This is a genomic window from Pediococcus damnosus, assembly GCF_001437255.1.
Lineage (GTDB): Bacteria > Bacillota > Bacilli > Lactobacillales > Lactobacillaceae > Pediococcus > Pediococcus damnosus.
In genome coordinates this window covers 1-5,014 of the sequence record NZ_JQBD01000108.1, presented here as the reverse complement: position 1 = coordinate 5,014, position 5,014 = coordinate 1, and the positions used below count along the sequence as shown (strand labels likewise).

At 37.4% G+C, this 5,014-nt stretch carries 4 protein-coding genes; all 4 read left to right on the top strand.

Going from position 1 to position 5,014, the window contains the following annotated elements; all coding sequences use genetic code 11:
* The first annotated feature begins 128 nt into the window (after positions 1 to 128).
* Positions 129 to 1,055, top strand: coding sequence for a hypothetical protein (locus tag IV84_RS09495; RefSeq protein ID WP_046870935.1), 927 nt, complete (start codon positions 129 to 131; stop codon positions 1,053 to 1,055).
* A 120-nt stretch (positions 1,056 to 1,175) separates the two neighbouring features.
* Entirely contained in the window at positions 1,176 to 1,865 is a 690-nt protein-coding gene (locus IV84_RS09490; protein ID WP_056986556.1) for a 2,3-diphosphoglycerate-dependent phosphoglycerate mutase, read from the top strand.
* Between the two features lie 501 nt (positions 1,866 to 2,366).
* The gene (locus tag IV84_RS11450) at positions 2,367 to 2,498 is read left to right on the top strand and encodes a KxYKxGKxW signal peptide domain-containing protein (protein WP_080945490.1); all 132 of its coding nucleotides are present in this window, start codon (positions 2,367 to 2,369) and stop codon (positions 2,496 to 2,498) included.
* Positions 2,482 to 5,014: lectin-like domain-containing protein (locus tag IV84_RS09485; protein WP_056986554.1), on the top strand; the 2,533-nt coding region annotated here is incomplete at its 3' end. The genes IV84_RS11450 and IV84_RS09485, both read left to right, overlap by 17 nt.

Below are 5,014 nucleotides of genomic sequence, written 5' to 3'. Positions count from 1 at the left end.
TGACCATCTAGGAAAACCTTACACTAACGTTTTTTTCGAAACTGGAAAAAAGATTTTCAAGCTGTTAACATGATATAATTAAATACGTTTCAAGTTGGAGTTAAACATAATAGTAGGGGGTGGCACGTTTGAGAAAATGGGCATGGGTAATTGTGACATTTGTTGTGATCTTAATAGTTGGAGGCTATGCATTTTCACGACACCAATCGATTGAAAAACAATATCATCTGGAGATGGAGAATGCGGCAGCAGCTATCAAAGATAAAAATTATACGGCCGCAGAGAACTATTTTCAATCGGCTTTGACGCGCCGAAATAGTGATCCGACTGCCACACATCGTTTGAAGCAAACAAAAACGTTTGTAAATGGAATGGATCAGCTCGAAAACCATCATTTCTCAGCTTCAAAACGAACTTTCCAGCAAGTGTATACGATTCACAACGGTTCGGAAGTATTAAATGATCGGGCGCATCAACAAATTAAAGAAATTGAAGTTGTTCAAAAAAATGTGACAAAATACAATAAAACGTTAGATTACGCGCGTGAGTTAAATCAAGCGCAGTCGTTTGAACTTTCAAATGAACAATTAGATACTTTATTCAATACCAAGGAATTTAAGAAGGGGTATTATACTTCAATTTGGAAAGCTGCTAGGGCGCTGCAAAAGAGTAACAAAACTGGGTTAGCACAAACAGTAATACCGGATGTTGCTGACAATAGGTCCTCATCACAGAGTAATGCGGCTGCAAGTGAAAGTAGTACAAATGGTACGAGCCAAGCAGCAGGAAATGGTAGTGTGTCTAGCTTGCCAAAGCCTAACTTGAGTTCTTCTGAACAACAAGCGGCAAACAATTATTCCGGGAGTAATGAATTTACGGTCACCAAAAAAGATACGGAGTTAAATGGTAAAGTGATTAGTCAGGATCAAATCACAAAAGCTCGCCAAGAATTAGGTAATCGAGCTGGTCAATTTAGTGATCAGGATGTCCGTAACTTGATCAAAGAAGCCGGTCAAAAGGGCATTTCTGTGACTGACGCGGCTAACAACCAATAAGGTAGGCCAAAAATATATAATTAATTTAATTTAAACGTTTAGTTAGAGACTGCAAAAGTTTGTGATTTAGTGTAAAATAGCAAATGTAAACTTAAAAAAAGAAAGAGGTTTTCATACATTATGGCAAAATTAGTATTAATCCGTCATGGTCAAAGTGAATGGAATTTATCTAACCAGTTTACTGGTTGGGTTGACGTTGACTTGAGCGAAAAAGGCGTTGAACAAGCAAAAAATGCTGGTAAGTTAATCAAGGCACAAGGCATTGAATTTGATTATGCTTTTACTTCAGTATTAACTCGTGCAATCAAGACTTTGCATTATGTTTTGGAAGAATCCGATCAACTTTGGATTCCAGAAGTTAAGACTTGGCGTTTAAACGAACGTCATTACGGTGCTTTACAAGGCCAAAACAAAGCTGAAGCTGCTAAAAAGTGGGGCGACGAACAGGTTCATATCTGGCGTCGTTCATACGATACTTTGCCTCCATTGTTGGATAAAGATGCTGAAGGTTCAGCAGCAAATGATCGTCGTTACGCTAACTTAGATCCACGGATGATTCCTGGTGGTGAAAACCTTAAAGTTACTTTGGAACGAGTTATTCCTTTCTGGGAAGACCAAATTGCTCCTAAGTTGTTAGATGGCAAGAACGTTGTTATTGCTGCACATGGTAATTCATTACGTGCTTTAAGCAAGTACATCGAAAACATTTCAGATGAAGATATTATGAATCTTGAAATGGCAACTGGCGAACCAGTTGTTTATGACTTCAACGACAAGTTGAAAGTTCAAAACAAATCTAAATTAGATTAATAGTAATTTTAAGTAAGCAATTTTCGGTTAGAAGGTTGCTTATTTTTTTTGCTTTTTTTAATACTAAGACAATCAAAATGTAGTAAACTTTTTTTGAAAAATTGAATTATTTTTACAGAAGTAACATTAATTGATAATAAAATAGTAAATAATTAAACTTTGGTTTTAGCTATTCACCAGGCAAATACTAGTTATTTAATTTTCTAATATTTGGTGTTGATTCTTCTAATATCAGGAGGTAATATGGATGAATAGATATATTTTAATATATATTTATAATAAATAGTTTATACGTAAGCATGTGCAAATTGTACACATTTTTTTGATCTAAATTTGTAAATGGTGTGCTGTTGTACTTTGACGAAATGTATACAATATTATTTGATTTAAATCAATCATATTAAACCACAGGTTGTTTTATAACAATCGGCGCATTTTTTTTACTATTAGGTAGGTAAGCACTTGATTCTAGGATTTAAGGATATATAGGGGAGAACAAAAATGGAAAACAATCTTTTCGAAAAGAAGCTTCATTATAAGATGTATAAAAAAGGTAAGGCATGGGTTTACGCTGGAATCGCGGTTTTCAGCTTAGGTATCGGACTTTCTCAAACCAATGTCCAAGTCTGTTAATGCTGCCACAGTTAAGTCAGCAGACGAAAGCACAGTAACCAGTCAGGCTGCATCACAAGATTCCAAGGCCAGTTTAACGACCTCAAGTAGTGACAGTGAGAAAACTAATTCGAAAGTTGATGTTAATAGTAATACTGATGAAACAGCTACTTCATCTGAGAGTACCTCATCAGCTGCTAAAAGTGCAGCTACAGTTAGTAAAGCACAGAATGACACGTCAGCTACTAGGGCTGCTGTTGAAAGCTCATCTGTAAGTGATGCCACCAGTGCGTCGATAAGTTCACCCACAGAAGCTACAAAGCCAGCTAACTCAGAAACAACTGACAACACAGTAGTTGCTACAAATAATAGCAGTTCGAATTCTTCTGTAGCATCAACTACTAGTACTGCTACTTCAAGCAAACAAGTAAATGTAACGAGCCGTTCAGATAGCGCGGAGAGTACAACTAAAACTACTGTAATTCCAGAATTACCTACCGGAGTATCAGCGGTTACTAAGAATGACGGTAAGTTGGTTGTTTCATTGCCAGATGATGCTTCAACAACGTTAATTAAATCAGTACAAAATGCATTTGCTAACTATACAGAGCCAGTAACTTTAGAAACTAAGGCCGCTGATGCTGCCGCACCTGCGGGAACCGTTGTAGTTACTGCTGATAATTTTTTGGATTATTTTAAATTGAACGGGACAGCTACTTACAATAAAGGGGTAGTTACCTTTACATCTGATAATCCAGATCAGAGTGGAAATGTAACTCTGAAAAACAAAATTTCAACGGATCAAAGCTTTACACTTACTGGACAAATCAATTTAGGCAATAAATCCCAACCAGCTGGTGCTGATGGCCTTTCTCTAGGTTTTCATGATGGAGATACTGATGCAGTCGGGATGGACGGTGGGTCGTTAGGTTTCGGTGGACTTGAAAATGCTTTTGGATGGAAAGCTGATACGTATTGGGATTCCCAACCAATTAACAATGCGGATACAGGCTATTTTGATGCTGATCCTCAAAAGTATCATAATAATCATTATAATTGGTTCAATAGTAGTTCAAGTTCATTTGGTGGTTTTGTTCACACTGAATTAGTGAATGGTAAAAACAAGGCAATTACTGAAGATGGTACGAATGGCACTAAAGACTTAACAAAGGAAATTAAGGATCCTAATGGACAGTTTAAAGATTTTACAGTTTCATACAATGGAACTACCAAGTCGCTTACAGTAACTTACGATGGTAAGAACTGGAACGAAGATGTTTCTAACTATATTGGTGACAGTAATAGCTTATCATTGTTTATTGCTGCAGCTACTGGGACTTCATTTAACCTACAACAATTAAGAAATATCAATTTAACATACGTTGCTCTGGGGGTAACTAATATTCAATATGTTGATGATGATAACAATGGCAAACAAGTTGGAGATTTGGTGGAATTGACTAGTGGCAATGATGGCACAGCAACCTGGGATGCAACAGTTGGTTCGACAGTCTGGAAGAAGGCTAGTATTGCCAATTCAGAAAATTACAAGTTAGCCGTTGGTCAAGATACTTCAGGCGATTACACATTTGATGTTAGTGATAATGCACCTATTGTTATCCATTTAAATCACGTCCATTCGTCTGTACTCCCTGATACCTTTAATGGTAAGACAACTGCAGAGGTTACTTATTCTGGAGCTGGTGAAAATACGCCAAGCAAAGAATCACAAACGGTCACGTGGACAACGGATACTGATATGGTTACTGGAGCTGTTACGTATATACCTAATAAATCATATACACAGGTTGATACGCCAGATATTCTAGGTTATACACCGACGCATAACTATGTGCCTGCAGTTGAATTAAGTGCTACAACTGAAATACCAAGTGATGTGGAAACGGTCAATGTAAATTACATGCCCAATACAGCTAACATAAAGATTAACTATGTTGCAGTTGATAATGGTGGTAATCAGGTATTGATTTCATCTGAGACTCTGGAGGGCTTTCATGGTGAAGGCTCAAGTTATACTGCAACAGTACCAACTGGTTATCACTTTACCGTTAACACAGATGGTGCAGCGCAAGAAGTTACTAAGGAGTTTAAATTCAATAGTCTTGAAAATCAGACATTGACATTCTTTGTAGCATCTGACGAACCGCAAACAGGGAATGGTACAAAACACTATGAGATCACCATTCATACAGCCGACGAAACTAAGGCTGCACAAGAAAAGATCGCCGATCTGATCGCTAAAGATAAAGAAAAAGGGATCATTTCAACAGGTAAAGTTAGCTTAGTTCCAACCAATGAAGGTGTAAGTACCAGCCATGAGCTTGGGAATGGTACAAAGCACTATGAAATCACCATTCATACAACCGATGAAACTAAGGCTGCACAAGAAAAGATCGCCGATCTGATCGCTAAGGATAAAGATAACGGGATCATTTCAACAGGCAAAGTTAGTTTGATTCCAACTAATGAAGGTGTAAGTACCAGTCATGAGCTTGGGAATGGTACAAAGCACTATG